The sequence below is a fragment of the Aggregatilinea sp. genome, from assembly GCF_036822615.1.
Classification (GTDB): domain Bacteria; phylum Chloroflexota; class Anaerolineae; order Aggregatilineales; family Aggregatilineaceae; genus Aggregatilinea.
Genome location: NZ_DAISHJ010000065.1, coordinates 1 through 26,583, shown reverse-complemented (window position 1 = coordinate 26,583; position 26,583 = coordinate 1). Strand labels below are relative to the sequence as shown.

Below are 26,583 nucleotides of genomic sequence, written 5' to 3'. Positions count from 1 at the left end.
GTCGTGCCCGCGCTGACCCCCGCCCGCGACGCGCTGGCGCTGCATCCGGACGGCGTGCTGCTCAGCAACGGTCCCGGCGATCCGTCCGCGCTGCCCTATGCGGTCGAAGCAACGCAGGGCTTGCTGGGGCAGGTCCCGGTTTTCGGAATCTGCCTGGGCCACCAGTTGCTCGGCCAAGCGTTGGGAGGGCGGACGTATCGCCTCAAGTTCGGGCATCACGGCGGCAACCAGCCCGTCAAGCACCTGCCCACGGGCCGCGTGGAGATCAGCGCGCACAACCATAACTTCGCCGTCGATCCGGCCAGCCTGCCGCCGGACGTCGAGATGACGCACGTCAACCTGAACGACGACTGCTGCGAGGGCCTGCGCCACCGCACCATTCCCGCGCTGAGCATCCAGTATCACCCCGAAGCCGCGCCGGGGCCGCACGACGCGCTGCCGCTGTTCGATGAGTTCGTCGCGCTGATGGCGGCGCGGTCCGGCGGGGAGGCGGAGTAACCCAGATGCCCAAGCGAACCGATATTCACACGATCCTGATCGTCGGGGCCGGGCCGATCCTGATCGGGCAGGCCGCCGAGTTCGACTACAGCGGCACACAGGCGGTCAAGGCGCTCAAGGCCGAAGGCTACCGCGTGGTGCTGGTCAACAGCAATCCCGCCACCATCATGACCGATCCCGATCTGGCCGACGCGACGTACATCGAGCCGCTGACGCCGGACGTGCTGGAGTTGATCATCGCGCAGGAGCGCCCTGACGCGCTGCTGCCCACGGTCGGCGGGCAGACGGCGCTCAATGCCGCGGTCGAACTGGCCGATCTGGGCATCCTCGACCGCTACGGCGTGGCGCTGATCGGCGCGAGCGTCGAGGCGATGAAGCTGGCCGAAGACCGGCTGCTGTTCCAGCAGGCCATGAACGAAGCCGGGCTGGACGTGCCGCAGGGCGGGCTGGCCTCCTCTCTGGACGAGGCGCAGCGCATCGCGGACAGCATCGGGCGCTTCCCGCTGTTGATCCGGCCTTCGTTCACGCTGGGCGGCAGCGGTGGCGGCATCGTCTACAACGCGGGCGAGTTCGAGGAAAAAGTGACCTTCGGCCTCAGCGAAAGCCCGGTCGGCTCCGTGCTGGTCGAAGAAAGCGTGCTCGGCTGGAAGGAATACGAGCTGGAAGTGATGCGCGACCGCGCGGATAACTTCGTGGTCGTGTGCTCCATCGAAAACATCGATCCGATGGGCGTGCATACCGGCGACTCGATCACCGTCGCCCCGGCCATGACGCTCACCGACCGCGAATACCAGCGCCTGCGCGATCAGGCCCGCGCCGTGATGCACGCGGTCGGCGTGGAGACGGGCGGTTCCAACGTGCAGTTTGCTGTCAATCCCGCCGACGGGCGCGTGCTGGTGATCGAGATGAACCCGCGCGTCAGCCGCTCGTCGGCGTTGGCGAGCAAGGCGACCGGCTTCCCGATCGCCAAGCTGGCCGCGCTGCTGGCGGTCGGTTATACGCTCGACGAGCTGCGCAACGACATCACGCAGACGACCGTCGCCGCCTTCGAGCCGAGCATCGATTACGTGGTCGCCAAGCTGCCGCGCTGGGCCTTCGAGAAGTTCCCCGGCGTCGATCCCGCGCTTGGCCCGCAGATGAAATCCGTCGGTGAGGCGATGGCGATCGGGCGCACGTTCAAAGAAGCGCTGCTCAAGGGCCTGCGCTCGCTGGAACTCAGCCGCCCGCCGTTCCCCACGCCCGCCGTCCGCGTCTGGGACGGCGATCTGGCGAGCCTGGGTGACGCCCGCGCGGAACGCATCTGGGCGGTGTGGGAAGCGCTGCGCGACGGGCGCACGGTGGATGAAGTCGCCGCCGCCAGCCAGATCGATCCCTGGTTCGTGGCGCAGATCGCGGACATCGCCACGCTGGAAGCGCAGATCGCCGCGTGCGGCGCGCTCGACGCGCTGCCGCCGGACCTGTTGCGCGCGGCCAAGCGTACCGGCTTCGCGGACGAGCACCTCGCGGCGCTGCTGTCGCCGGGCGGCGATCTGACCGCTGTTGACGTGCGGGCGCGGCGCGCGGCGCTGGGTATTCTGCCCACCTTCCACATGGTCGATACCTGCGCGGCGGAGTTTGAGTCGCGCACGCCGTACCTGTACAGCGGCTATGAGACGGAAGACGAAGCGCTGCCCACCGACCGCGAAAAGGTGATCATCCTGGGCAGTGGCCCCAACCGCATCGGCCAGGGCATCGAGTTCGATTACTGCTGCGTGCACTCCGCGATGGCCGTGCGCGCGGCGGGTTACGAAGCGGTGATGGTCAACTGCAACCCGGAGACGGTCAGCACCGATTACGACACGTCCGACCGGCTGTACTTCGAGCCGCTGACGCTGGAGCACGTGCTGAACGTCATCGCGCGTGAGCAGCCGCTCAAGGGCGTGGTCTTGCAGTTCGGCGGGCAGACGCCGCTCAATCTGGCGGGCGCGCTGGTGGCGCACGGCGTGCCGGTGCTCGGCACGTCGCCGGACGCCATCGCCGCCGCGGAGGATCGCGGGCAGTTCGGCACGCTGCTGGCGGAACTGGACGTCCCCAGCCCGGCGCACGGCATGGCCGCCTCGCTGGCCGAGGCGCGGGTCGTCGCGCGGGAGATCGGGTACCCGGTCATTGTGCGGCCTTCGTTCGTGTTGGGCGGGCGCGCGATGGCGATCGTCTACGACGAGCACGCGCTGGCGGGTTACGTCAATGCGGCGCTGGACACCATGCCCGGCCAGTCGATCCTGATCGATCACTACCTGGAAGACGCCTATGAGGTGGACGTGGACGCCATCGCGGATGGCGAGCGCGTCGTGATCGGCGGCGTGATGCAGCACATCGAGGAAGCGGGCGTGCACAGCGGCGACTCCGCCTGCGTGATCCCGCCCTACAAGATCTCGGCCTACCACCTCGCGCACATTCGCGAATACACCGAGCGTATGGGCCTCGCGCTGGGCGTGCGCGGCCTGATGAACGTGCAGTACGCGATCAAGGACGATATCGTGTACATGCTCGAAGTCAACCCGCGCGCCAGCCGGACGATCCCCTACGTCAGCAAGGCGGTCGGCGTGCCGCTGGCCCGCATGGCGACGCGCGTCATCCTGGGCGAGCGCCTCGCGGATCTCGGCCTGATCGAAGAACCGCGCGTGGACGGGTTTTTCGTCAAGGAGGCGGTGCTGCCGTTCAAGAAATTCCTGGGTGTGGACGCCATCCTGGGCCCGGAGATGCGCAGCACGGGCGAGGTGATGGGCCACGCGTCGCGCTTTGGGCTGGCCTTCGCCAAGGCGGAATTGGCCGCCGGGCTGCGGCTGCCGATGTCGGGCACGGTGTTCCTCAGCGTGAACGACTTCGACAAGAGCGCGGCGCTCAAGCTGGCGCGTGACTTCAAACGGCTGGGCTTCGATCTCGTGGCGACGCGCGGCACGGCGGCGTTTTTCGTGCAGGCCGGGCTGAACGTGACCGTGATCAGCAAGGTCAGCGAGGGCGGACCTAACGTCGAGGACCTGATCCGCGAGGGCAAGCTCGACCTGATCATCAACACGCCGCTCGGTCCCGACGCCCACAGCGACGGGATGCGCATCCGCACCACGGCGGTGCGTTACGGCGTGCCGCTGCTGACGACGCTCAGCGCGGCGCAGGCGGCGCTGAACGGCATCCAGGCGCTGAAGGCGAAAGACATCCGCGTCCGCAGCCTGCAAGCGCACCACCACACGGTATAACGAGCGCATCGCACTTCGTCGGGGGCGTATCGCAATACGCCCCTACAAACCCTTGTTTATGCTGCTTGCTCCCCTCTCCAACTTGATTGGAGAGGGGCCGGGGGTGAGGTGCTCTTGCTCCTGGCTAACCGCTAATGGCTGCTGTCATCCTACCGCCTTACGCGTGCGCGGGTCGGCCAGATCGCGCAGGCCGTCGCCGATGAAGTTCAGCGCCATCACCGCCGTGAAAATGGCGATGCCGGGGAACGCGCTCAGCCACCACTGGTCGTAATGGTCGATGCCGTCCGAGACCATGCGGCCCCATTCCGCTGCGGAGGGTTCCGGCCCCACGCCGAGGAAGCTCAGGCCCGCGAAGATCAGGATCGCGTTGCCGATGTCCAGCGTCGCCATGACCAGCGCGGGCGCGACGCAGTTGGGCAGAATCGTGATGAACAGGATGCGCAGGGGCGACGCGCCGATGGCCTGCGCCGATTCGACGTACTGGTTCGACTTCACCTGGATCACGAGGCTGCGCACGATGCGCGCGTAGTTCGGCCACCACACCACGATCATGGCAATCACGGCATTGCGCACGCTCGGTCCCAGCGCGGCGGCGATCGCCATCGCCAGGATGATGATCGGGAACGCCATGAAAATTTCGGTGAAGCGCATCAGCAGCTCGTCGGCCATCCCGCCTACGTAGCCGGTGATCGCGCCGAAGATCGTGCCGATAATCATCGCGCTGGTGACGACCAGCAGCCCGGCAGGCAGCGAGATCCGCCCGCCGTACAACACGCGCGAAAGCACGTCGCGCCCCAACTGGTCTGTGCCGAACAGGTGCGCGCTGCTGGGGCCCATCAGGCGTTCCATGATGCTCTGTTCCAGCGGATCGTACGGCGCGACGTATTTGGCGAAGATCGAGACGAAGATCCACGCGATGCAGATCAGGATACCGGCGACCATCAGCGGATTCTGGCGGGCGCGGCGGCGAATGATGTTGAGTCTTGGTGTCATGAGCATCAGCCTTGATAGCGCAGACGCGGATCAAGGAAATAGTAGAGCATATCGACGACGAGATTGGTCACGACGAAGACGATCGCGATCAGCATCGTCACGCCCATGATCGCCGGGAAGTCGAGGGTGCGCGCGGCGTTGTAGGCGTAGCGCCCGATGCCTTCCCACGCGAAGATCGTTTCGGTCAGCACCGCGCCGGAGAGCAGGTTGCCGTACGACAGGCCGATGATGGTCACCACCGGCATCAGCGCGTTGCGCAGCCCGTGCCGCAGGATGACGTGCCGCTCGCGCAGGCCCTTGCTGCGCGCTGTGTTCATATATTCCTGCGAGAGCACTTCCAGCATCGACGAGCGCGTGATGCGCGTGATCAGCCCCACGGAATAGGCGGCCAGCACCACCGACGGCAGCATCAGGTGAGACAGCGCGTTGCGGAACACGTCCCACTGTCCCGCGAGCAGGCTGTCGATGGTGTACATGCCCGTGACGTTGGGCGGCGGGATGACGCGCGCATCCAGCCGTCCGGGGCCGGGCACGATGCCCCAGCGCAAATAGAGAACGATCAGCCCCAGCAGCGCCAGCCAGAAGACCGGCGCGCTGACTCCGATCAGCGAGATGATGCGCACGATGAAGTCGATCGGGCGGTTGCGCCACACGGCGGAGATCACGCCGAACACGATCCCGGCCAGGATGCTGATCACGATGCCGAACGTCGCTAGCTCGATCGTCGCGGGCAGGTACTTGCTCAACTCGTCCACGATGGGCCTGTGACTGCGGATCGACGTGCCCATGTCCCCTTTCAGCAGGTTGCGCATGTAGGACAGGTACTGCACGTACAGCGGATCGTCCAGCCCCCACTTGTCGCGGAAGGCCTGCACGATTTCCGGGTCGGCGGCGGCGCGCTCGCCCAGGTTGGCGGCAGTGGGATCGGCGGGCAGCGCGTTCGAAATGAGAAACGAGACGAGGGAGATCCCGATCAGCAGTGGAATCAGCAGCAGCAGACGCCGCGCGAGGTAGCGGTAAAGCGACATGGCAGCTCTCTAGGTGAAACGGTGCGGTAAACGTGCGGCGAGATCAACCGACCTCGCCGCACGACAAACGGTCAACGATTCAGCGGATTAGTAGCTGAGCTGGGTCAGGTCTACACGCCACTGGCCGTTGTAGGCGAAGCCTTGCAGATCGCTGCGATAGGCGAAGTGCACGCCCGGCTGGAACAGCGGCGCAAACGGCGCGCTTTCCTGCTCGTAGTGCTGGATCTGGGTGAACAGGTCGATGCGGGCCGCGTCGTCCGTTTCGACCTTGACCTGATCGCGCAGGTCCAGGATTTCCTGGTCCGCGTTCTCGTCGGTCCAGTTCGCGCGCAGGCCCACGACGCCGCCCGGCAGGAACTCAACGTAGTCGAGCGTGTCCTGGTAGTCCGGGTTCCAGAGCCAGAGGCTGAAGCCCTGTGCGCCGGTGCGGTACAGGTCGAGCGAGGTCTGGAATTCCTGCGGGACGAGCGTCACGTTGATGCCCACCGCCGCGAGGTCCGCCTGGACCTTCTGCGCCACGACGTTGAAGTCCGTGCCGATGTAGTTGAAGTCCGGGTATTCCAGGTCGACGTCGAAGCCGTCCGCGTAACCCGCGTCCGAGAGGATCTGCTTCGCCATGTCCACGTCCTGCGCGACGCCCTCGGACGGGTCGAGCGCGCCCGCGAAGCCGATCGGAACCATCGCGGCAGGCGTGTTCGCGCCTTCACCGCTCAGGAACGCCAGTTCTGCGTAGTTCAGCGCGTAGCGAACGGCCTTCTGCACCTGCGGATCGCTCATCGGGCCGCCGACTTCGGGGTCCTGGTTGAACAGCAGGAAGATCAGGGTGTCGCTCTGGGTCGAGAAGACGGTGATGTCGGGGTTGCTCTCGAACGAGGGCAGCTGGTCCGCGATCACGTCCATGGCGATGTCGATGTCGCCCGCTTCGAGCGAGAGCTTCTGCGTGGCGGTTTCGGGCAGGTTCTGGATGATGATGCGGTCGAAGTACGGCGCATCGCCCCAGTAGGCTTCGTTGCGCGCCAGGATGGTCTGCACGCCCGGCTCGTAGCTTTCGAGCACGTACGGGCCGGTCCCGGCGGAGTTGCCGTTGAACCATGCTTCGGCGGTGTCCGTCTCGGCGGCGTCTTCGGCGTCCGTGCCACCCTGGGCCTGGACTTCCTCGGCGTTCACGATCGAGAACGCGTCGAAGACCAGCTTCGCCAGGATCGCGGGATCGGGCGCGGTCAGCGTGAGCGCCACGGTCAGGTCGTCCACAGCCTCGACGCTGGCGATGGTGTCGGCCAGGAAGGACGGGTTGTCCTTCAGGTTCTTCATGCGGTTGATGCTGAATACCACGTCTTCGGCGGTCAGCGGATCGCCGTTGGAGAACGTCACGTCGTCACGCAGGGTGAAGGTGTAGACCAAACCGTCATCGGAAATGCTCCACTCCGACGCGAGATTCGGCAGAATTTCGGCGGTCGAGTCCGAGGGGAAGGTGACCAGGGTGTCGTACACCGAATGGTACACCAACGAGCCGCCCGGCTCGTAAGCGCGGCCCGGGTCGAGGCGGCTGTAGTCTTCGGACAGGCCGACGACCAGCACCTTCTCGTCCTGGGCGACAACGCCGCCAAGCGGGATCGCCACAAAACTGAGCACGAGCAGCAGAACTAAAAATCGGCGCATCTTCTTCTCCTTGTGTATAAAAAACGACTGCCACTTACCACGCTGGTAAATGTGCTTCACAGAGGTGTTGTGGATGGGATCGTTATTTTTAGTCTGTTACCGGAATCGGTGCGGTTCGAGTAAAAAAAGACACACCGGGCGGTTGCACTGGAATATCAACTGCTGGAGCGAGCTTGAGTGAGTGGTCCGCAGCGACATAGTGTCCCTGCCATTTTAAACGGTCGCGGCGGCTTTCAATTAGTAACTTTGCACAAATATTAAATGGGAAACAAAAAGTTCGCCATGTACTGAGGGGGAGATCGCCCTGGCGGTGTACGGGCTGCACACCGCCAGGGACGATGCATGATGCTTAGTTCTCGAAGTACACGCGGCCCGAATACTTCAGACCGGTCAGGAACGTGCCGTTCAGTTCCGCCGCGTCGATGTTCAGGTCCGAGCGATACACCCACGCGCCGACCGACTGGTAGATCGGGATCATGGGCAGTTCTTCCCACAGCTTGCTGTCGATCTCGGCGTACAGGTCGTAGCGCGCCTGCTCGTCGGTGACGGTGCGGCCCTCGGCGAACATCGCCGTGATTTCGGGGTTGTCGTACGCCAGATAGCTGGTCGCGTCGGCGTAGAAGCTGCGGTAGTGATCCGGCTCCGGTCCGAACAGGCCCCAACCGCCGAGCATGGCGTCGTACGGCTTTTCCGTGCTGACGTTGTCGTAGATCTCTTCGTAGACCTGCGCGTCGTCCAGCGGTGCGAGTTCCACGTCAACACCCAGCGCGCGCCAGTTGTCGTAGACGATGGGGGCGATCGACTGCATCAGCGACCACGTGCCCGAATATGCCAGACGCAGGTGCATCGGCTGGCCGTCCTTGTCCAGGATGCCATCGCCGTCGGTATCGGTCCAGCCAGCGTCGGCCAGCATCTGCTGCGCCGCTTCGGGATCGTACTCGTACTGCGCGTTGCGGCCCTGCTCGTACATGAACACGGCCTGATTGAACACCGAATCGGCCAGGAGGCCGTAGCCGCTGGCGGAAATGTCGATGATCGCCTGACGGTCGAGGCCAACGGCCAGCGCGCGGCGTACGGCGGCGTCGCCGTAGATCGGGCTGAGGTTGTTGAAGCCGACATAGCGCATCAGGTCGCGCGGGGCGGTCTGAAGCACGAAGTCAGGATTGTTCTCGAACGGCGTGAGGTCCGCACCGTCAACGCGGGCGAAGTCCAGCTCGCCGGCCAGCAGCGCGTTGGCCTGGTTGGCCGCGCCTTCGATGAAGCGGATCACGATGCGGTCGAGGCAGGGCGCGCCGCGCCAGTAGTCGGGATTGGCTTCCAGCGTCACGCTTTCGCCCGTGTTCCATTCCACGAACTTGAACGGACCCGTGGTGATCGGGTTGGTGTTGTAGGGCGCTTCGAGCATGCTGGTCGATTCGAAAGCGTGCGCGGGCACGATCGGGATCGACAGCGCGGTCAGCACGGCGGCGTTCGGCTCGCTCAGGATGACCTTGAACGTGTGATCGTCCACGACCTCGAACTGCATGGGTTCGTCGCCCTGCATGAGGTTGGCGCGCCAGCTAATGGCGTTGTCTTCGAGCAGCACGGCTTCGTACGTGAACAGCACGTCTTCAGCGGTGAAGGGTTCGCCGTCGTGCCAGGTGACGTCCTGGCGCAGGTGGAAGGTATATTCCAGGCCGTCGTCGGAGATGTCCCACGATTCAGCGAGGGCCGGTTCGATCTTGTCGCCCCAGTTCTCGCCGCCGAGGATGAGCGGTTCGGCCATGAAGGTAACGATGAACAGGCTGTTGCCGTCATTGGCATACAGGCCGCTCAGCGTGCGGGGGTCCGCCCCGTAGGCGGTGATCATCGTGCCGCCCTGGGTCGGGCATTCAAAACCGGCGCCATCATCGTCGCCCTGAGCCATAACTCCGGCCATCGGGACGGCGAGCAGCACCAGCACCAGCAAAACAGCCAACGATTTCCTCATTGAAGTCCTCCCTGCAAAAACCGAACACAAGCATCCTCGAAGATCAGGATGCGGCAAGCCCAAAGGAATATGCGGCGGCTAACGGCGCAGGCGGGGATCGAACGCATCCCGCAGGCCGTCGCCCACGAAGTTGAACGTCAGCACAATGGCCGAAATGATCGATCCGGGCACGACCCACATCCACCACGCGGTGCGCAGCCACTGCTGGGCGTCTTCCATCATCTTGCCCAGGCTGGAGTGGGGCGGCGGGACGCCGCGTCCCAGAAAGCTCAGCGACGACTCGGTCAGAATGGCGTATGGCACGGCCAGCGTCGCAGACACGATGATCGGCGCCAGCGCGTTGGGCAGCAGGTGCTGCATCACCAGACGGCGGCCCGACACGCCGATGCACTGCGCCGCCAGCACGAAGTCGCGCTCTTTGAGCGAGAGAATCTCCGCGCGCAGCAGCCGCGCCACGGTCATCCAGCTCAACAGGCCGATCAGCAAAATCAGCGTGAAGATTGTGCCGCCGAAGATCCCGGAGACGATCAGTAGCAGGAAAAAGGATGGGATGGATAAGAAGATATCCGTAAATCGCATCAGCGCGTTATCGACCCACCCGCCGAAGTAGCCCGCCACAGCGCCGATCACGACGCCGACGAGGATCTGGAAGACCACGGCGGAAACGGCCACGAACAGCGAGACGCGCAGCCCGATGATCGCGCGGGAGAAGTAGTCGCGCCCGTAGTTGTCCGTGCCGAAGAGATGCTCGGCAGTCGGGGGCTGGGGCCGCCCGCGCGCATAGGCCGCGTCGATCGCGTTGGGGTCATACGGGATGATCTGGTCGGCGAAGATGGCGACGAGCGCCAGCACGATCAGCAGTACGGCGCTAATCACGGCCAGTTTGTGCTTGCGGAACTGCCGCCAGATCAGCCGCCACTCGGAGCGTGCTTTTTGAGAAGGCTGTGAGAGTGTAACGGCGGTGCTACTCATAACGAATCCTGGGATCGACCCATACGTACGCGATATCGGCGAGCAAGTTACCTAAAATGATCACCAGACTCGACAGCATCGTAACGGCCATGATGATCGGGTAGTCGCGCCCGTCGATGGCTTCGACGCCCAGCCGCCCCATGCCCGGCCAGCCGAAGATCGTCTCGGTGATAAACGCCCCCGTGACGATGGACGGCACCGACAGCCCGATCAGCGTCACGATCGGGATCAGGGCGTTGCGCAGCGCGTGCCGAATGATGACGCGGCGCTCGCGCAGCCCTTTGGCGCGCGCGGTGCGGATGTAGTCCTGGTCGAGCACTTCCAGCAGCGCCGAGCGCTGGTAGCGCGACCAGCTCGCCGTCTGCGCCAGACTGAGCACAGTGGCGGGCAGGATCATGTGTTTGAGCACGTCTACCACGTTGGCCCAGCCCGTATATTCCTCGCGCATGTCGTGCATGCCGACGGCGGGCAGCCATCCCAGTTGGATGGAAAAGACCTGTAGCAGCAGCAGCGCGATCCAGAAGACGGGCACGGAAATGCCGACGAGCGCCAGCGTGCTTAACGCGTAGTCGAGCAGGGTATAGCGCTTGAGCGCCGAGATGATGCCGATGGGCAGCGCAATGATGATCGAGATCAGCAGCGCCACGCCGCCGAGCAGCAGCGTGTTCGGCAGGCGCTCGCCCATCTCGAACGTGACCGCGCGCCGGGTGCGGAACGAAAAGCCCAGATCGCCCTGGAGCGTCTTGGACAGCCACGCGCCATAACGCACGTAGACGGGTTCGTTCAGCCCCAGGCTTTCGCGCACCTGCGCGAGATATTCGGGGTCGGTGGCCTTGTCCGGGTCCATGTACATTTGCGTCGGGTCGCCTGGGGCGAGTTCGAGGATCGCAAAGACAAGGATCGAGGTAGCCACGAGCAGCGGTATTGCCTGGATGATGCGACGAATGACATACCGGGACATGGATTGGCTTTCACCGTATAGCGTGCGTGTCGATCAAGATACGTGTACGTCGAATTCCGGTGGATTGAACAGGTGACGCTTGACTCCACAGGTGTTGGCTGCCCGGACCACAGCATCACGGTACTGTTCGGGGAAATCGGGCGGCAGCTGGATGTCGATCTCGATTTTCTCGAACATCCGGTTTTCAGGGTTGTAGAACATGCGCTGTTTCAGGCTCAACCCCTCGGTGCTAATCTCGCGTTCGTTGCAGAAATACAGCACTTTGATGCCCGCGCACGTGGCGATACTCGCCAGGAACAGGTCGAACGGAGAAGGCCCACCTTCTTCGCCGGTAGGGATGTGCATCCCTTCAAAATCGGCATCGACACGTTCGTCGCCGGGGAACGAAACGTCCATCTCAAGCGTTTGGATCAAGGAGCCTCCTGCGGGGGTGGGGTGGTGCCCGAACGCAACTGGCGCGGCGGCATGGAAATATTGGCGGGTATTATAGCGAGAATACTCGAAAATCAAATGTCACAAGTTCGAAATTGTGCAATCTAACAAGCGAATTCGACCCTTGAATGAGACACTTCACAAGCGTAGGGACGGGGTATTGCATTCCGTATGAAGAGGATATAAGAGCTGGCCGCTCCATAGCTTCACGAGCGGCCAGCGTAAAGGTGCTGCAAAGCGCCCCGTCCGCAGCGGTGAGCGCAGTCGCGGGCCGAAACATGCCCGATCCCCTGACGCGCTCAAAAATCAATCACTGCGTTCGCGGCGTGTTTCCACACAGGCACTCAACTACGGCGCGGCCTCGAACTCAGGCACCGGGCGGGCGTCCGCCTCCGCCTGCGTCGAGGCGATTCCGTTTTCGTGAATGTCATCGATCAGCCATTCCATTTCCTTGATTTCGCGGCGCTGCGCCTCGATGATTCCGTCGGCCAACTCCCGTACGCGCACATCCTCAATGTTGGCGTTTTCGCTGGTCAGGATCGCGATTGAGTGATGCGGAATCATCGCGCTCATGTAAGCCGAATCGCCCACGGTGGCCTGGCTGCGGACGAGAAACAGCGCGCCCAAAAAGACCACGAGGCTGCCGAGATAGATGGCGATATTGACCCGCGTATTGCTGTACATGCCTCGCATAAAGCTCAGCATAATCACGGCCATCGCCGCGCCCATGATGAACGTCATAAAGACGCGCGTCTCGCTCCAGCGCACATGTGAAAGTTTGTAGGTGTTCAGATACATCAGCCCGAACATCACAACCATCGAGGTCACGATCATCGCAGCGAATCTGAGGTAACCAGACTTCTGATCTTGGGTCATGTTTTCCCTTCCAATACTCGTTATCCCTTTTTGGGATCGTAGCACTGGAAATTTCAAACTGCCTCTTCCGCTACGCCTGACGGTCCAGGAACGTGCCCACAAACTGCACGAAGCGGTACACGTCCGCGAAGTTCGATGCGACGCCGGTCGAGACGCGCACCGCGCCCACGGCGTCCTTTTCGCGCGTGCTCATCACGCGGATGAACTCCTCGAACGTCATGCGCTCGTGGCCCTGCCCGAAGCAGTCCGCCAGATCGTCGCGCGTGATGCCGTGCGCCTGCTCGCCTGCGCCGGGGTTGCAGAAGCAGCCGGTGCGCAGCGAGATGTTGAGTACGTTGGCTTCCGCCTCGACTTCGCGGTAATCGAACAGCTTCCCGGCGGGATCGAACAGGTTGAACGTCACCGTGCCGCCGCGCCGGTCGGTGTTGGTCGGGCCGTAAAAGTGCACCAGCGGCGCGCCGTTGGCGTGACGCAGGTCCAGCAGCGCCTTGATCAGCCAGTCGGTCAGCGCCAGCACGCGCGTATGGATCGTGTCGATGCCCACCGACTCGATGTGCTTGAGGCCAATTTCCACAGCCGGGATGTTCAAATAATCGATCGTGCCGTCCTCGAACCCGGCCTCGCCTTCCTGCAAATAGTAGCCGTCGCCCTGCACGGACGCGATGGTGATTGTGCCGCCCGCGAACCAGGGCCGGTGCAGTTTGCCCAACACCGCGCGCCGCACGATCAGCGCGCCGACGCCCGTGGGATAGCCGAAGATCTTGTAAAACGACAGCGAGACGAAATCGGGCTGCCAGCGGCTGAGGTCGAGCCGGTTGGTCGGCGCGAAGGCCGCCGCGTCGAGCAATACGTTCCAGCCCTTTGCCTGCGCCCGCTCGATCCATTCCAGGCTGTGCTGCGCGCCGGAGAAATTCGACTGGCCCGGATAGGCGAACAGGTTGTGCGCGTCCGGCTGGGCCGCGTCGAGCAGGCTTTCCAGACGGGCTTCGTCCATGCGCAGGTCGGGCGGCAGCACCGGCACGTAGGTGATGCTTGCGCCTTTGGACCGCGCAAATTCACGGATGCCGTTGACCGAGTTGTGGTTGTCGAAGGTCAGCAGGTAGGCGCTGCCCGGCCCGAACGGGTACGATTCTCCGACCAGTTTCAGCGCACCGCTGGCATTCTGGGTGAAGATCACCGCATAGTCGTCCGGCGAGGCGTTGAACGTCCGCAGGACGGCGGCGCGCGCCTGTTCGGCGAGCTGCGTCATCACTTTTGAGGTGGGATTGCTGGAATGGGGGTTCCCGTACACGCCGCCGTGCAGCATCTGCATGTGCGCGTCGATCTGGCTTTGGGCGTACAGCCCGCCGCCCGTGTAGTCGAGGTAGGTGTGGCCCAGATCGTCCAGGCGCGCATAGTCCCGCGCGCGTAGACTTTCCAGCGCCTCGACGTCAAATTCGGGGTGCGCCTCCCGGAAAGCGGCGAATGCGGTCAGATAACAGTCATCTTTTTCGAGCGGATCTGCGTGTTGCGGTGTGGTTTCTTGCATCACTATTTACCTGTCTGCGTAGAGCGGTCATCGGTCCAACTTGCCCAAATAATACTCTGCTCCAATGCCCTGCTGCCACTCTGTACAAAGGTTCCTTGTCAGATTCAACGAAAATTCATGCTGGGCAGGGCGGTTGATCTTGGCGGCGGCTGGTTTTCCGGTAAAATACTGAAGTCACCCCACGGTTCACGCTGCGCCGTGCAGCCGGGCCGAGGGACGACACGGCGCGCCGCCGTTTTTGGCGGCCCCCGAACCCCATCGTCCCATTCGAGTTAGAGTCCCAAGGCGGCACACTCCCATGATTCTTGAAGTTGAAGAAAGCGTCTTTGCTGCGACGATGAACGCAAACTTATCGCTTTTGGATCGTTCGCCTCGGCAGGTGTTGACCAAAAATGATGTTCGCGCGGTCGAGGGCCAGCCGGTGCTGCCGCTCTCCGCGAACGGGCTTACCGCCTATCTGCCCCTTAAGAATGTGAATGCGGGCAAGCAGGACGTGCCCCCCGTCTGGATCGCGTGGTTCGATCCGCTCGAAAACGAGGCCGGGCAGGTCGGCGTGGACCTGATCGCGCCTGCGCTGACGCAGATTGCGCCTGATCTGACGATTCAGCCCGCGTCGTCCAAGTCGGAAGGCATGATCGCGGCGGCGGTGCAGCGCGCCGGGACATCCCTGGACCGCTCGATCCCGCTGGTGACGCTGCTCGGCGGCATGGATCTGGACGCGGTGCAGGCCGCGCTGGTAGCCGAGGGCGTGCGCGAAAGCGATCTGCCGGGCTGGACCGTTTCATACCAGCCGATCACGGGCAAGATCAAGCACATGGCCGTGCTGCCGTCCGTGGCGGATCGTATGGTCGAGATCCTGGAGCGCGGCGGGCAGGTGACGCTCGTGGACGACATTTACAGCTCCGGCGCGACCGTGCGCGCCGCGCGTGAAGTGATGGGCCGCGCCCTGGCGCGTCGCGGTTACGACGCGCCCGCGACGCTGTTCCCGGTGGTGGCCGTCGCCCAGGAAGTCGAAGGCGACTACGACGACGCGCAGCGCCGTGAGATCAACCTGGTCTGCGACGCGGTGATCCCGGTCATCGTCGGCCCGCTGGACGACCAGCTTCAATAGGCATTGCCGCCTGAAAATCCAACGGCCACCCGATGTTGTGCGCGGGTGGCCGTTTTTTGTTGGGGACATCGCCCAGGGGCGGTTTGCGTAGGGGCGTATCGCAATACGCCCCTACGGCGTCTATGCCATTTGCCGCAAAAAAACGGGCGGGTCACAGACCCACCTCTACAAAACTTTTTTAACGCTGCTTGTCTCCCCTCTCCAACTTGATTGGAGAGGGGCCGGGGGTGAGGTTGCTACGCCGCCCCGCGCCCGTTTTTACACCTCAGAATTCGCCTTCACGAACGCGATCATTTCGTCCACCTGGGCGAAGGCCAGCCCGGTGACCGTGTCCGCCGCGCCGTAATAGATCGCCAGCCGCCCGGTCGCCGCGTCGGTGAGCGCCGCGCACGGGAACACGACGTTGGGCACGTCGCCCACGCACTCGTACAGCTTCTGCGGCGACATCAAATAGGGCGCGGTGCGGTACAGCACCTTCCACGGCTGGTCGATATCCAGCAGGGCCGCGCCCATGCTGTACACGAAGCCGTTGCACGAGGTCAGCACGCCGTGATAAATCAGCAGCCAGCCCTCGGTCGTCTCGATCGGCGTGGGGCCGGGGCCGATCTTGGTGCTCTGCCACGTCCAGGGCTTGGGGGCCATCACGAAGCGGTGTTTGCCCCAGTGCTCCATATCCGGGCTTTCGCTGTAGAACATGTCCCCGAACGGCGTATGGCCCGTGTCGCTGGGGCGGCTCAGCATGGCGTACTTCCCGTTGATCTTGCGCGGGAACAACACGCCGTTGCGGTTATAGGGCAAAAAGGCATTTTCGATCTGCGTGAAGGTCTTGAAATCGTACGTATAACCCACGCCGATGGTCGGCCCGTGGTAGCCGTTGCACCATGTCACGTAATAACGATCTTCCAGCCAGCACACGCGCGGATCGTAGCGGTAGGCGAACGCGCCGATTTCCGGATCGTCGCAGACGAACTCGATCGGGTCCGGCTCGATGTTCCACGTCAGGCCATCCGCGCTGCGACCACTGTGAATATTCATGATACGGCGCGTATCGTCCGCGCGGAACACGCCCGCGAAGCCGCCTTCGAACGGCACGACCGCGCTGTTGAAGATGCTGTTGGAACGCGGCAGCAGGTCGCGCGGGATGACCGGGTTGCCGCTGTAGCGCCAGATCACCGCGTCCGATCCGGCGGGGCGGTCCTCCCACGGGATGCTCGGCAGCGGCGCGCCAAGAATGGTGCTGGAAGAGAGTGCGCTCGTCATGTGTTGCTCCTGGTGAATGAGGCGAGAAGCCCCTGGGCATGCCGCGCGCCGGGGCGGAAAATCAACCCATGCCCACGGCCATCGACTTCAACGTTTCCTCGCGGATCGCCTCGATGATCGTGTGCTTGATGTCGATAAACTCGGTCGTAGTCATCACCTCGTAGGTACGCGGGTGCGGCAGCGTGACCCTGACCTCACGCTTGATTGTACCCGGTCGCGCAGTCATGACCACCACCCGGTCGGACATGAAGATCGCCTCGTCCACGTCGTGCGTGATGAACAGCACCGTGATGCGGTGCTCCTCCCACACGCGCAGCAGCAGCTCCTGCATCATGCCGCGCGTCTGTGCGTCCAGCGCGCCGAACGGCTCGTCCATCAACAGCACCTTCGGGCTGTAGACCAGCGCCCGCGCCAGCGCGACGCGCTGGCGCATCCCGCCCGAAAGCTGGTTCGGATAGGAATCCTCGAACCCCTTCAGCCCGACCGTGCCCATGTAGTGCTCGACCAGCGCCTGCCGCTCGCTTTTGGGCAGCTTGCTTTTCCGCAGCGCGAAATCGACGTTTTTGCGCACCGTCAGCCACGGGAACAGCGTGTACGTCTGGAACACCACACCCCGGTCGCGGCCCGGCCCGTCGATGGATTTGCCGTCGACCAGGATGTCGCCCGCCTGCGGCTCGATCAGCCCGGCGATGATGTTGAGCAGGGTCGATTTGCCGCAGCCGGACGTACCCACGATGGACACGAACTCGTTGTCGGCCAGGGTGAGGCTGACGTCGTCCAGCACCAGCAGGCCCGACGTCGCGCTGCCGAAGCGGTGCGACACGTTCTGTACGGTGACTTTGGGCTGGCTCACGGCTAGCGCTCCTTCGTCCACTTGAACAGGTACGCCCCGGTGATCTTGAAGAAGTAGTCCGTGACGATGCCCAACAACCCGATGAACAGGATGCCGAAGATGATCTGCTCCGTCGCCAGATAGCGCTGCGCCTCCATGATGCGGCGGCCCAGGCCGTTGCGCGCGGCGACCAGCTCGGCCACGACGAGATAGGTCCACGTCCAGCCGAGCGTGATGCGGAACGTGTCCCAGATGCCCGGCAGCGCGGCGGGCAAGATGATCCCGCGCAGGATCTCCAGGCGGCTCATGCCCAGCGTGTAGCCCACGCGGATCAAGTCCTGGGGCACGGTTTTCACGTTGTCCATGATCAGCAGCACTTCCTGGAAGAACGTGCCGATGAACAGGATCACGAATTTCTGCTGGTCCCCGATTCCCGCCCACAGGATCGTCAGCGGCACGAGCGCCACGACCGGCATGTAGCGCACGATGTCGATGAACGGCTCTAGCAGCCCCTCGATGAACTTGAAGTTGCCCATCAGCAGGCCGATCGGCACGGCGAACAGTGTGGCGATACCCCAGCCGACCACGATGCGGTAGATGCTGACTTTGGCGTCTCCGACCAGGATGCCGTCGCGGTACTGCTCGATCCCCTCGTTGATCACAGCGCCGGGCGTGGGCAGGAACAGGTCGGAGATGTAGCCGCCGTAGGTGGCGATGCTCCACGCGATCAGCACCAGGGCGATGAAACCGATCCCGGCAAAAATGTACACCGGTCGTGGGATGTCTTCGCGCAGGGCGAACAGGCGCACGCGGCGCTTGCGCGGCGGCGGCACCACCGGCAGGGCGGTCGTTTCAGAAACAGATTGGGAGTTCACGGGCGTTTATTTCCAGTTCCGGTAGAAGCGGTACGGGTTGCTGCGGCGGCCTTCCGGCGGTTCGGCGGAGTGGCCGCGATGCGTCAGATTGTAGAGGTGATTCTGTTCGCCGTACTGCGCGCGGGCTTCGTCCACCAGTGCGGGATAGAGGTCGGCTTTGGTCATGCCTTCCGCGTCCCGCGACAGGTCGGCCAGGATGCGCCCGTCGAAGTTGACGATCATGCTGCGCCCGGTGTAGGTGTACATCGGGTCCGTGCCGCACTGGTTGGCGGCGACCACGTACATCGTGTTTTCCCAGGCCCGCGCCTGGTTGGTGAACACCCACGGATCGCCGTAGGGTTCCATATAGGCCGCGCCGCGAATGAGCACGTTCGCGCCCATCATGGCGACCTCGCGCGCGGACTCCGGCAGATCGCCGTCGTAGCACGTGATCACGCCCAGGCGCGATCCCTTCGGGCCGTCCACCACGCAGAACTCGTCGCCGGGCGTCGTTTCTTCGAGCGGCACCCACGGGTTGACCTTCACGTAACGCAGCGCGATCTGGCCCTCGCTATTGATCAGCAGCGACGTGTTGAACGGCTTGCCGCCGTGCGGGTTGCGCTCCAACAGCGAAAAATGCGCCCACAGGCCGGTGGCCTTGCAGTGCGCCGCCAGCGCGCTCACTTCCGGTCCGTCGAGATCGACGACCGTGTCCAACCACGCCGTGACGTGATAGCCTTGCAGCGAGCCTTCGGGGAAGACGATCAGGTCCGCGCCGGGGAACCCGGCCTTCGCGCGGTCCATCCACGCGCAGAGCGTCTCGACGTTTTGCGCCACCTCATCCATGCTCGCCGCGCTGACGGGCAGCATCTGGACGACGATGACCGAGAGCGCGCTGCTCACTCCATGTGCACTTCCAAGCGTCATAATGCTGCGGCGGCGCGAGGATCGATCCCCGCGCCGCGTTCCTCCGTTCCTCATGGTCGTTTGATACGGTTCCCTACCTTCCCGCGCGGGAAAGATAGGATGGGCGGGTCTGTGACCCGCCCCTACAGGTTAACCTGCTTGTCTCCCCTCTCCAACTTGATTGGAGAGGGGCTGGGGGTGAGGTCTGTTTCGCCCCCTACCACATGCCTCTCGGCCTTAACTCGCCGCCTCGGTCGCGTCGGGTGTCGGCATCTCGGCGGGCAGATACGCGTCGAGGTAATCCACCGCGAAGGCATCTTCCGGCGTCGGCGCGACGGTGATTTCATCCGGGTTCAGGCCCATCATGATCTCGCCCACCGTGGCGAACGTCTCCTGGAAATCGCCGGAGAATTCCACCGCGTTTTCTTCCAGGCTGAACACCTGCACGCCCTCGAACGCGACGGTGAATTCTTCCATGTCGCTGCCGACCGCGTCCGCGATGATCTGGCCGCCCTCGTCGGGATTCTCGCGCAGGTAGGCGATCGCGTCGTCCCAGGCCAGCGCCAGGGCTTCGATCACGTCGGGATTCTCACTGATGAAAGAGCGCTGCGCGATCATCACGTCGCTGATCAGGCCGGGGCGTTCCGCCGCGGAGTAGAGCACGCCGTAATCGTCACGGCCACTCAGCGCCGCCGAGATGTACGGCTCGTAGGTCACGGCCACGTCCACTTGCCCGGCGATGACGGCTGCGCCCGCGTCAGACGCGGCGATCGGCACGGGGATTACGTCGTCGATGGTCAGCCCGGCTTCGCTCAGGGCATAGTTCAGCAGCAGGTCGCTGGTGCTGCCCGGCTCGTAGGCGACTTCGCGGCCTGCGAGGTCTTCGATCGAGGTAATGTCTTTGTTGGCGATGATCGCGTCCGCTTCGAACGACGCATCCAGCAGCAGGAACGCCTGGGCATCGACGTCCTGGTTGATCAGGGCGATCAGCGTATTGGTCGCTGCCGCTTCGACATCGATGCGCCCGCTGGCGAGCGCCGCGTTCATGTCCTGGTCCCAGGTGAAGTCGATCACCTCGACGTCCAGGCCGCGATCCTCAAAGAAGCCTTTTTCGGCGGCGATCCACCACGGGCCATAGCCCAGCCAGGGCTGCACGCCGAGCTTGACGCTGGGCATATCCTGCCCATGTGCGATACCGGGCAGTGCGCCGAGCGCGACCGCACCGATCATGAGGGCTGCGAGCACATGTTTCAGTTGACGCTGCATTTCGTCCTCCAACGGGTGTTAAAAGCCTGGGAGATCGCTGCCGGACGGAACCCGGCAGGCCATTTTAAACAGCATGGCATAAAAGTGAGCCGGGTTCAATTGTCAAAGACGTCAAATAGCCCTTCGCTGTAAGCCGTTCGCGCTCAGTTTGAAAGACAGATCTTACGTGGTAGTCGATAGGCGTTGGTTCCGGCTGCGAGATGATTGGCAGGGAAACACGATGCAGGTCCGTAGGGGCAATTCATGAATTGCTCCTACCCGCGCTCCTCGGATTGCCGCGCGTTCGGAGACATAGGTAACAAAAAACGGGGGCGTATACCCCCGTTTTTGCCCTGTCCTAATCCCCAATCCCCAGCCCGTGTTCCCGGGCCGCGCCTTGCGTGTCCGCCACGCGGCGCTGCGCGTGCTGTGCGCGCTCGCGCTTTTTCATGAACTCCGCCAGATAGTAGCTGCCGATCACGAACGCGCCCGCGCCGACCTGCAAGATCAGCCCTTCCCAGGTGGCATAGAGGCCGAGCCACTGCCCCGCCCAGAACGGGAACTGTGTCGTGCCGACGCCCGTAATGGGCAGCCAGCCGACCGTCTGCATCACGCGCACGGTGTGCCCGACCATCGTTACCAGCACGCCGCCGATTAGCACGCCGGTGAAGACCATCATCGTCATGTAGGGCAGATGCTTTTGCAGCCGGAAGGTGAGGTATCCCGCCAGCAGCACCCCGGCCAGCCCCAGCAGCACGCCTTGCAGCACGATCGACACGCCCGCGTCCAGCGTCAGCGCCTGCAAAAACAGCACCGTCTCGAAGCCCTCGCGGTATACGCTCGTGAATCCGAGCGTCACCAGCGCGACGTACTGCCCGGCGTCCAGCTTGAGCGCCTTCGACTTATAGCGGTGGAAGCGCGCCAGCCAGTCGGTCCAGTAGACCTTATGGAAGAACCAGTTAGTGATCAGCAGCAGCACGCCGATGGCGATCACCGAGACGACCGCTTCCAGCTTTTCGCCGTACTGGCGCAGGCTGGACAGCAGCGACTGCGCTGCGACGAACGTCAGCAGCGTGGCGATCGACGCCAGCACCACGCCCAGCGCGACCGGGCGGCGGTACTCGCGGTAGCGGTGCACCATGCTCGCCAGCAGCGCGGCCAGGATCACGACTGCTTCCAGCCCTTCGCGGAAGACGATCACGGCGGTGTTGGTGATGATCGCCAGCGGCGCGCCGGACGTATCCCCGATGGTGAGCTGCGCGTCCTTCAGCGCCCCGACCAGCGCGGCACGCGTGGCTTCGATCTCTTCGGCGGGGGCCTGTGCGTCGAGTGCTTCCGCCAACCCGCGATGATCGCCATAGCCGCTCCAGAACAGCCCGTCGATCTCCGCGCCCAGTTGGGGCGAGAACGCCATCAGCCGCATTTCCGGCCCGGCGTCGAACATCGCGTAGGCCTGCACGCGCACCTGCTCGGCGGTCTTGTAGTCACCCGCCTGAACGTGCAGCACCACGTCATTGAGCAGGCTGTACAGCGTGACGAACGTCGCGGACAGGTCGTTTGTATTCGTTTCGACGCCCAACGTGCCGCTCACGAGGTCGGCGGTTTCGTTCACCAGCCCCTCGACTACGGCCTTGTCGTCATACGCTTGTATCGCCGCGTCGATCTGGTCCAGCAGCGCCGCGATCTGCTCGGCGGCGGCGGAATCGGCCTGCATGAGCGCAGGCTGAAGCTCCTCGAACACGACGCGCGCCTGCTCGTAGAACGTGACCGCCTCGCGGTACTCGATCTCGTTCGAGATCGCGCCGCTGCGCACGCCGTCTTTGTACTCGGTGTAAATCAGCGTGACGTAGAGGTGCAGCAGTCCGCCGCGCTGCTGGATCTCCGCGTCGTTCAGTTCGACGGGCTGGTACGCGCTCAGCGCGGATCGTGCCGCGTCGAGGTGCCGGGCGGCGGCGGTCCAGTCTTCCGCGCGCACGGCGTCTTCGAGCGCCGCGAGATCGCCAGCGGCGGCGCTGGCCGCGTCTTCACCGAGCTTGGCCGCTGCATCCGGGCGCAGCAGGGCGAAGTAGCCGCTTGCCTGAGCAGTCCATTCGGCGGCGCGCGTCCCGAACTGCCGCTCGATGTTGCTTTCGGCTTCGTTGAGCGCGTCCCGCAGGCGGAAGAAATACGCGTCGCGCAGGTCGTTGCCCACGCGCGCCAGGGCCGTCTCGGCGTCGGTCGTGCCCGTCGCCAGATCGGTGATCGCCTGCGCTGCCGGGCTGCTCACTACGTTGACCGTTGTCGCCTGCCGGTATTCGCGCAGCCGCAGCCATTCGCGCGCCGCGTCCAGATCGCCCTGTTCGAGCGTGGCGAGCGCCGCGTCGTAGCTGCCCCACAGCAGCCCGGTCCAGATCTGCCCGCGTGCCGAGGCCAGCGCCAGCGTGTCGCCTGATGCGGCGGCGATCGCGGCGGTGTCCAGCCCGGCCACGATCTGCGCGTCCGCCTCCGGCGCGAGCGCTTGCAGCGATCCATGCAGCGCCTCGTCGTAGAGCGCCTGTGCCTGCCGGATAGCGTCTACTGCATCTGTGGCGGCTCCGTCCTGGCGCGCTGCGGCGAAGAGTGCGCGCTGCGCGTCGAACGTCAGGTCGTGGATCTGGCCCGCAACCTGCCACGGCGCGGTCTCGTCCGCGTGGACGCGGCCCGCGCCCAGCCCCGCGAGCGCCAGCAGCGCCACCAGCATGACGGCGATCAGTGCGTTGAAAACGTGTGTGAGACGTGCCATACCTTCACCATGTGGTCTAGAAATGTTCATGCGAACAAAAAAGAAACCTCACCCCCGGCCCCTCTCCAATCAAGTTGGAGAGGGGAGAAAACCTTGTCCAATAGGGTTTTGTAGGGGCGGGTTTGAAACCCGCCCTGAATTTGATCTTTGCCAAGGGCTGAGCGGTGAGGTCAACTGCTGCCGGGAACGGTAACGAGGGCGTACCCATCTACGCCCTCGCCGGAACCGTCTCCCAACGGTAACTCCCATCGTTAGTCGAGCACGATCATCAGCCCGGCCAGATCCGCGGCTTGCGCGACCTGCGCGGCGAGCGTCTCGGCCTTGTCCTGCGCTTCCGTGCCGAAGAAGTCCACTTCCTCGGCGGCAAAGGCGGTGCCGTCCTGCTCCTGCGCGAACAGATCGTCCACGAAGGTGATCAGGTCATCGAAGCCCGCATTGATCTGCGCATCCAGCTCGGCGTCCTGCGCCGCGACGACCGGCGACACGCTGTCGTACACCAGATCCAGCCCGGTGAGGATGCTCAAGATGTCCGACAGGCGGCTGACGGCGACGAACGACTCTTCTGCCGCCGCGTTACCCTCGATGAAGGCCGAGTCGCGCCATTGTCCGAAGTACTCGTTCATGGTCGGGATCATCACCAGCAGCGCGGTGAAGGCGTCTTCGAGCGTCGGCTCCCAGTCCTCGAGCGCCGCGATCATGTTGCCCGTCTCGTCGTCCAGGCGCTGCGCGATGCCCAGCAGCAGATTCGCGTCCGGCAGTGCTTCCGTGTAACCGATCTCGCCGTCCCCGTTCAGGTCTGCGTCGAGCGCCACGAACTCAGGATTCGTGCCATACAGCGCCGGTTCGGACAGGTGGTGGAACAGGTTGCCGGGGCTGGCAAGCTCCGTGCCGTCCGGCAGGACGAGCGACCAGTCCAGCGCTTCGTCGGGCGCTTCCTCAGCGGAGGGACCCGCGTCCAGCAGCGTGTCGTAATAGGCCAGCGACGGCACGCCCGCGATGATGCCTTCGTTTTGCTCGTAGTTGACGCTGGCGTTCAGCCAGTCGGTGCGCATCTGCTCGATCAGCGCGCTCACGCCGTCGGGATCGTCGGCCCAGACCGCCGCGTATGGCTCGTCTCCGGCGGCGTCGATCAGGTCGTGATAGTCCTGCGCGCCAGCCAGAAACGCTTCGGTTCCGGCTTTCATTGCGGTGGCCTTTTCCAGCGCGTACGCTTTGATCGCGCTCAGATCGGCGTCTTCCTGCGCCGAGGCGACTGGCACGGCGAACGAGCCAACCAGCGCGATGACGGCCACCCAGAGTGCCAGACGTTTGAACATGAACAACCCTCCTAGTGGGATGGTGAGGGGGCAGGCTGCGACGACGCCTTGCGCGTGCCCTGCCACCGGCTGTAACTGAACGTGACCACGATCGCAGCCACGAAGATCACTTGCGCCAGGATCGTCTCCAGCGTGGGATACAGCCCCAGCGTCTCGGAGAGGATCAGGTTTTCAGGGACGATCGGCAGCAGCGTGGCCCCGATCACGCCCGCCTCTTGCAGCTCGCGGATGCCCGCCCCGGTGAAGTTGAACGCCAGCAGCAGCATGATCGCGGTCGTCCCGGTGAAGAACGGCTTCAGCGGCAGGCGCTTGCTCATACGCAGGATCAGCACGGCAACGACGATGATGATCGCCGCGCCGAGCAGGAACCCGATCAGCGTCGGCAGCGGGGCGGCGTCGAACAGCATCGCCTGGTAGAACAGCACCGTTTCGAAGCCCTCGCGGTACACCACGGTGAAGCCCAGCCCGGCCATCGTCAGCGCGGAGCCGTTGGTCAGCGCCGTGCCGACCTTCTCGCGCACGAAGCTGACCCAATCGACCACGTACGTTTTGTGGAACAGCCAGTTGGTGACGAAAAACAGCACGCCCACGGCGATCAGGCTGGCGACGCCTTCGATCAGCTCGCGGTTGGCCGTGGTAATGGTGATGATCCGGTTAGCCGCCCACCACGTGATCAGGCTCAGCCCGATCGCGGCGGCGACGCCCGCATACACCCACGCGCTGAACTTACGCGGGCTTTTCGTGGCGCGCATGTAGCCCAGGATTGCGCCGATGACCAGCACGGCTTCCAGCCCTTCGCGGATGATGATCGCGGCGCTGTTGAGCATCGCCAGCCACGCGCTGACGCCCTGATCCAGGAACGTTTTGGCCTCGTCCAGCTTCGCGTTGAGATGCGTTACCGTGGCCTGCACGTCCTCTGCCGGGGCCTCGCGGTCGATCAGCGTGCCCAGCCCGTCCCGGTCGCTCGTGCCTTCCCAGAACAGGCTCTCCACGTCGTGCCCCAGGCGCGGCGCGCGATGCGCCAGCCGCAGCTCCGGCCCGCTGTCGTACATGGCGTAGGCTTCCAGGCGCAGGCGATCCGCCTCGGCGTAGTCGCCCTGCTCGACGGCCTGCACCAGTTCGGTCAGCAGCGTGTCGATCACCACGAACGCCGAGCTGTCGTCGCTGGCCGCCGACACGCTCAGCGTGCGCTCGACCAGATCTGACGTTTCCGCGACGAGCGTCTGGACCGTCTGCGGATCGTCCAGCGCGGCCATGCGCGTATCCAGTTCGGCCAGCAGCGTCTCGATGCGCTCCGCCGTGTCGGGATCGGCGCTGGCGATGGCCGGGCGCAGTTCCTGGAATGCGGCAGCAGCCTGATCGCGGAAGGTGACGGCCTCGCGGTACTCGATCTCAAGCGCAATTTCGCCGTTGCGCACGCCGTCTTTGTATTCGGTGTAGATCAGGTTGACGAAGGTGTGCAAAAGCTGCGCGCGCTGCGCGAGGGCGTCCGCGTCGAGCACGACGGGCTGGTACGAAGCGATGGCGGTCTGCACGGCGTCCATTTCCGCTGCGACGGTCTCCCACTCGCCTGCGATGGCGGCGGCCTCCAGCGCGCGCAGGTGATCGTCCAGCGCGGCGGCGGCGTCCTCGCCCTGTTTGGCCGCGAAGTCGCTCCGCAGCAGCGCGAAGTAGCCGCGCAACTCGCCCGCCCATTCGGCGCTGCGCACGGTGAATTCTTTGCTGGCGGTGTCTTCCAGTTCGCTCAGCGCATCGCGCAGGCGGAAGAAATACGCGTCGCGCAGGTCGTTGCCCACGGTCTCGCGCGCGGCATCCGGCGTGATCGTGCCCGCGTTCAGCGCGGCGATGGCCTGCGCCGCCGGGTTATCCACCACGCTGACTTTGGTCGCCTGCCGGTATTCGCGCAGGCGCAGCCAGTCGTTTGCGGCGTCCGGATCGCCCGCGTCCACTGCGGCCAAGGCCGCGTCGTAGCTGGCCCACAGCAGCCCGGTCCAGATCTGTCCGCGTGCGGCGGCCAGCGCCGGGCCGTCACCAGCTTCGGCGGCGGTCCGGGCGCGTGCCAGGGCATCCTGCACTAGCACGCTCGCTTCCGGCGCGGCGGCCTCGATCTGCGCGCTCAGGTGGTCGTTGTAAAGCGCCTGCGCGGATT

At 64.3% G+C, this 26,583-nt stretch carries 20 protein-coding genes; 3 read left to right on the top strand and 17 right to left on the bottom strand.

All coding sequences use genetic code 11. From position 1 onward, the window contains the following. Together V7116_RS16600 and carB are read left to right on the top strand one after the other, a co-directional pair. The coding region (locus V7116_RS16600; RefSeq protein ID WP_324393073.1) for a glutamine amidotransferase-related protein at window positions 1-498 on the top strand (498 nt) is incomplete at its 5' end. 5 nt (window positions 499-503) lie between these two features. Continuing rightward, entirely contained in the window at window positions 504-3,731 is a 3,228-nt protein-coding gene (gene carB, locus V7116_RS16595) for a carbamoyl-phosphate synthase large subunit (RefSeq protein ID WP_324393072.1), read from the top strand. A gap of 144 nt (window positions 3,732-3,875) precedes the next feature. Here the strand turns inward: carB and V7116_RS16590 are convergent, their stop codons facing one another. From V7116_RS16590 to V7116_RS16550, 9 genes are all read right to left on the bottom strand, one after another. Next, window positions 3,876-4,724 carry an ABC transporter permease gene (locus V7116_RS16590; RefSeq protein WP_324393071.1) on the bottom strand — a complete coding sequence of 283 codons (849 nt, stop codon included), beginning with the start codon at window positions 4,722-4,724 and terminating at the stop codon, window positions 3,876-3,878. Between the two features lie 5 nt (window positions 4,725-4,729). Beyond that, window positions 4,730-5,752 (bottom strand): ABC transporter permease, encoded by a 1,023-nt coding sequence (locus V7116_RS16585; protein ID WP_324393070.1) that lies wholly within the window; start codon window positions 5,750-5,752, stop codon window positions 4,730-4,732. A gap of 87 nt (window positions 5,753-5,839) precedes the next feature. Continuing rightward, complete coding sequence (locus V7116_RS16580; protein WP_324393069.1) at window positions 5,840-7,411, bottom strand: ABC transporter substrate-binding protein; 1,572 nt, start codon at window positions 7,409-7,411, stop codon at window positions 5,840-5,842. A gap of 349 nt (window positions 7,412-7,760) precedes the next feature. Continuing rightward, window positions 7,761-9,380: an ABC transporter substrate-binding protein gene (locus tag V7116_RS16575; RefSeq protein ID WP_324393068.1), complete on the bottom strand. Its 1,620-nt coding sequence runs from the start codon at window positions 9,378-9,380 to the stop codon at window positions 7,761-7,763. A 78-nt stretch (window positions 9,381-9,458) separates the two neighbouring features. After that, window positions 9,459-10,352 (bottom strand): ABC transporter permease, encoded by an 894-nt coding sequence (locus tag V7116_RS16570; protein ID WP_324393067.1) that lies wholly within the window; start codon window positions 10,350-10,352, stop codon window positions 9,459-9,461. After that, the gene (locus V7116_RS16565) at window positions 10,345-11,313 is read right to left on the bottom strand and encodes an ABC transporter permease (RefSeq protein ID WP_324393066.1); all 969 of its coding nucleotides are present in this window, start codon (window positions 11,311-11,313) and stop codon (window positions 10,345-10,347) included. Before V7116_RS16565 ends, V7116_RS16570 begins: the two co-directional genes overlap by 8 nt. Before the next feature lie 33 nt (window positions 11,314-11,346). Then, window positions 11,347-11,727 (bottom strand): OsmC family protein, encoded by a 381-nt coding sequence (locus V7116_RS16560; RefSeq protein WP_324393065.1) that lies wholly within the window; start codon window positions 11,725-11,727, stop codon window positions 11,347-11,349. A gap of 366 nt (window positions 11,728-12,093) precedes the next feature. Further along, window positions 12,094-12,621 carry a DUF305 domain-containing protein gene (locus tag V7116_RS16555; RefSeq protein ID WP_324393064.1) on the bottom strand — a complete coding sequence of 176 codons (528 nt, stop codon included), beginning with the start codon at window positions 12,619-12,621 and terminating at the stop codon, window positions 12,094-12,096. Between the two features lie 70 nt (window positions 12,622-12,691). Next, window positions 12,692-14,149, bottom strand: coding sequence for an aminotransferase class V-fold PLP-dependent enzyme (locus tag V7116_RS16550; protein ID WP_324393063.1), 1,458 nt, complete (start codon window positions 14,147-14,149; stop codon window positions 12,692-12,694). A 298-nt stretch (window positions 14,150-14,447) separates the two neighbouring features. On the opposite strand from V7116_RS16550, the gene V7116_RS16545 reads away from it, so the two are divergent. Continuing rightward, a complete protein-coding gene (locus V7116_RS16545; RefSeq protein ID WP_324393062.1) occupies window positions 14,448-15,260 on the top strand; it encodes a hypothetical protein in 813 nt (270 codons plus the stop codon). A 258-nt stretch (window positions 15,261-15,518) separates the two neighbouring features. Here the strand turns inward: V7116_RS16545 and V7116_RS16540 are convergent, their stop codons facing one another. The 8 genes from V7116_RS16540 to V7116_RS16505 all read right to left on the bottom strand — a co-directional run. Beyond that, window positions 15,519-16,520, bottom strand: coding sequence for a glycoside hydrolase family 130 protein (locus V7116_RS16540; RefSeq protein ID WP_324393061.1), 1,002 nt, complete (start codon window positions 16,518-16,520; stop codon window positions 15,519-15,521). Window positions 16,521-16,581: 61 nt separating this feature from the next. Further along, window positions 16,582-17,373 carry an ABC transporter ATP-binding protein gene (locus tag V7116_RS16535; RefSeq protein WP_324393060.1) on the bottom strand — a complete coding sequence of 264 codons (792 nt, stop codon included), beginning with the start codon at window positions 17,371-17,373 and terminating at the stop codon, window positions 16,582-16,584. A 2-nt stretch (window positions 17,374-17,375) separates the two neighbouring features. Continuing rightward, window positions 17,376-18,227 carry an ABC transporter permease gene (locus V7116_RS16530; RefSeq protein ID WP_324393059.1) on the bottom strand — a complete coding sequence of 284 codons (852 nt, stop codon included), beginning with the start codon at window positions 18,225-18,227 and terminating at the stop codon, window positions 17,376-17,378. A 6-nt stretch (window positions 18,228-18,233) separates the two neighbouring features. After that, window positions 18,234-19,109 carry a nitrilase-related carbon-nitrogen hydrolase gene (locus V7116_RS16525; RefSeq protein ID WP_324393058.1) on the bottom strand — a complete coding sequence of 292 codons (876 nt, stop codon included), beginning with the start codon at window positions 19,107-19,109 and terminating at the stop codon, window positions 18,234-18,236. A gap of 240 nt (window positions 19,110-19,349) precedes the next feature. Beyond that, window positions 19,350-20,378 (bottom strand): ABC transporter substrate-binding protein, encoded by a 1,029-nt coding sequence (locus V7116_RS16520; protein WP_324393057.1) that lies wholly within the window; start codon window positions 20,376-20,378, stop codon window positions 19,350-19,352. A 337-nt stretch (window positions 20,379-20,715) separates the two neighbouring features. After that, entirely contained in the window at window positions 20,716-23,118 is a 2,403-nt protein-coding gene (locus V7116_RS16515) for an FTR1 family protein (protein WP_324393056.1), read from the bottom strand. A 251-nt stretch (window positions 23,119-23,369) separates the two neighbouring features. After that, window positions 23,370-24,434, bottom strand: coding sequence for an imelysin family protein (locus V7116_RS16510; RefSeq protein ID WP_324393055.1), 1,065 nt, complete (start codon window positions 24,432-24,434; stop codon window positions 23,370-23,372). 11 nt (window positions 24,435-24,445) lie between these two features. Then, on the bottom strand, window positions 24,446-26,583 hold a 2,138-nt coding region (locus V7116_RS16505; RefSeq protein WP_324393054.1), incomplete at its 5' end, for an FTR1 family iron permease.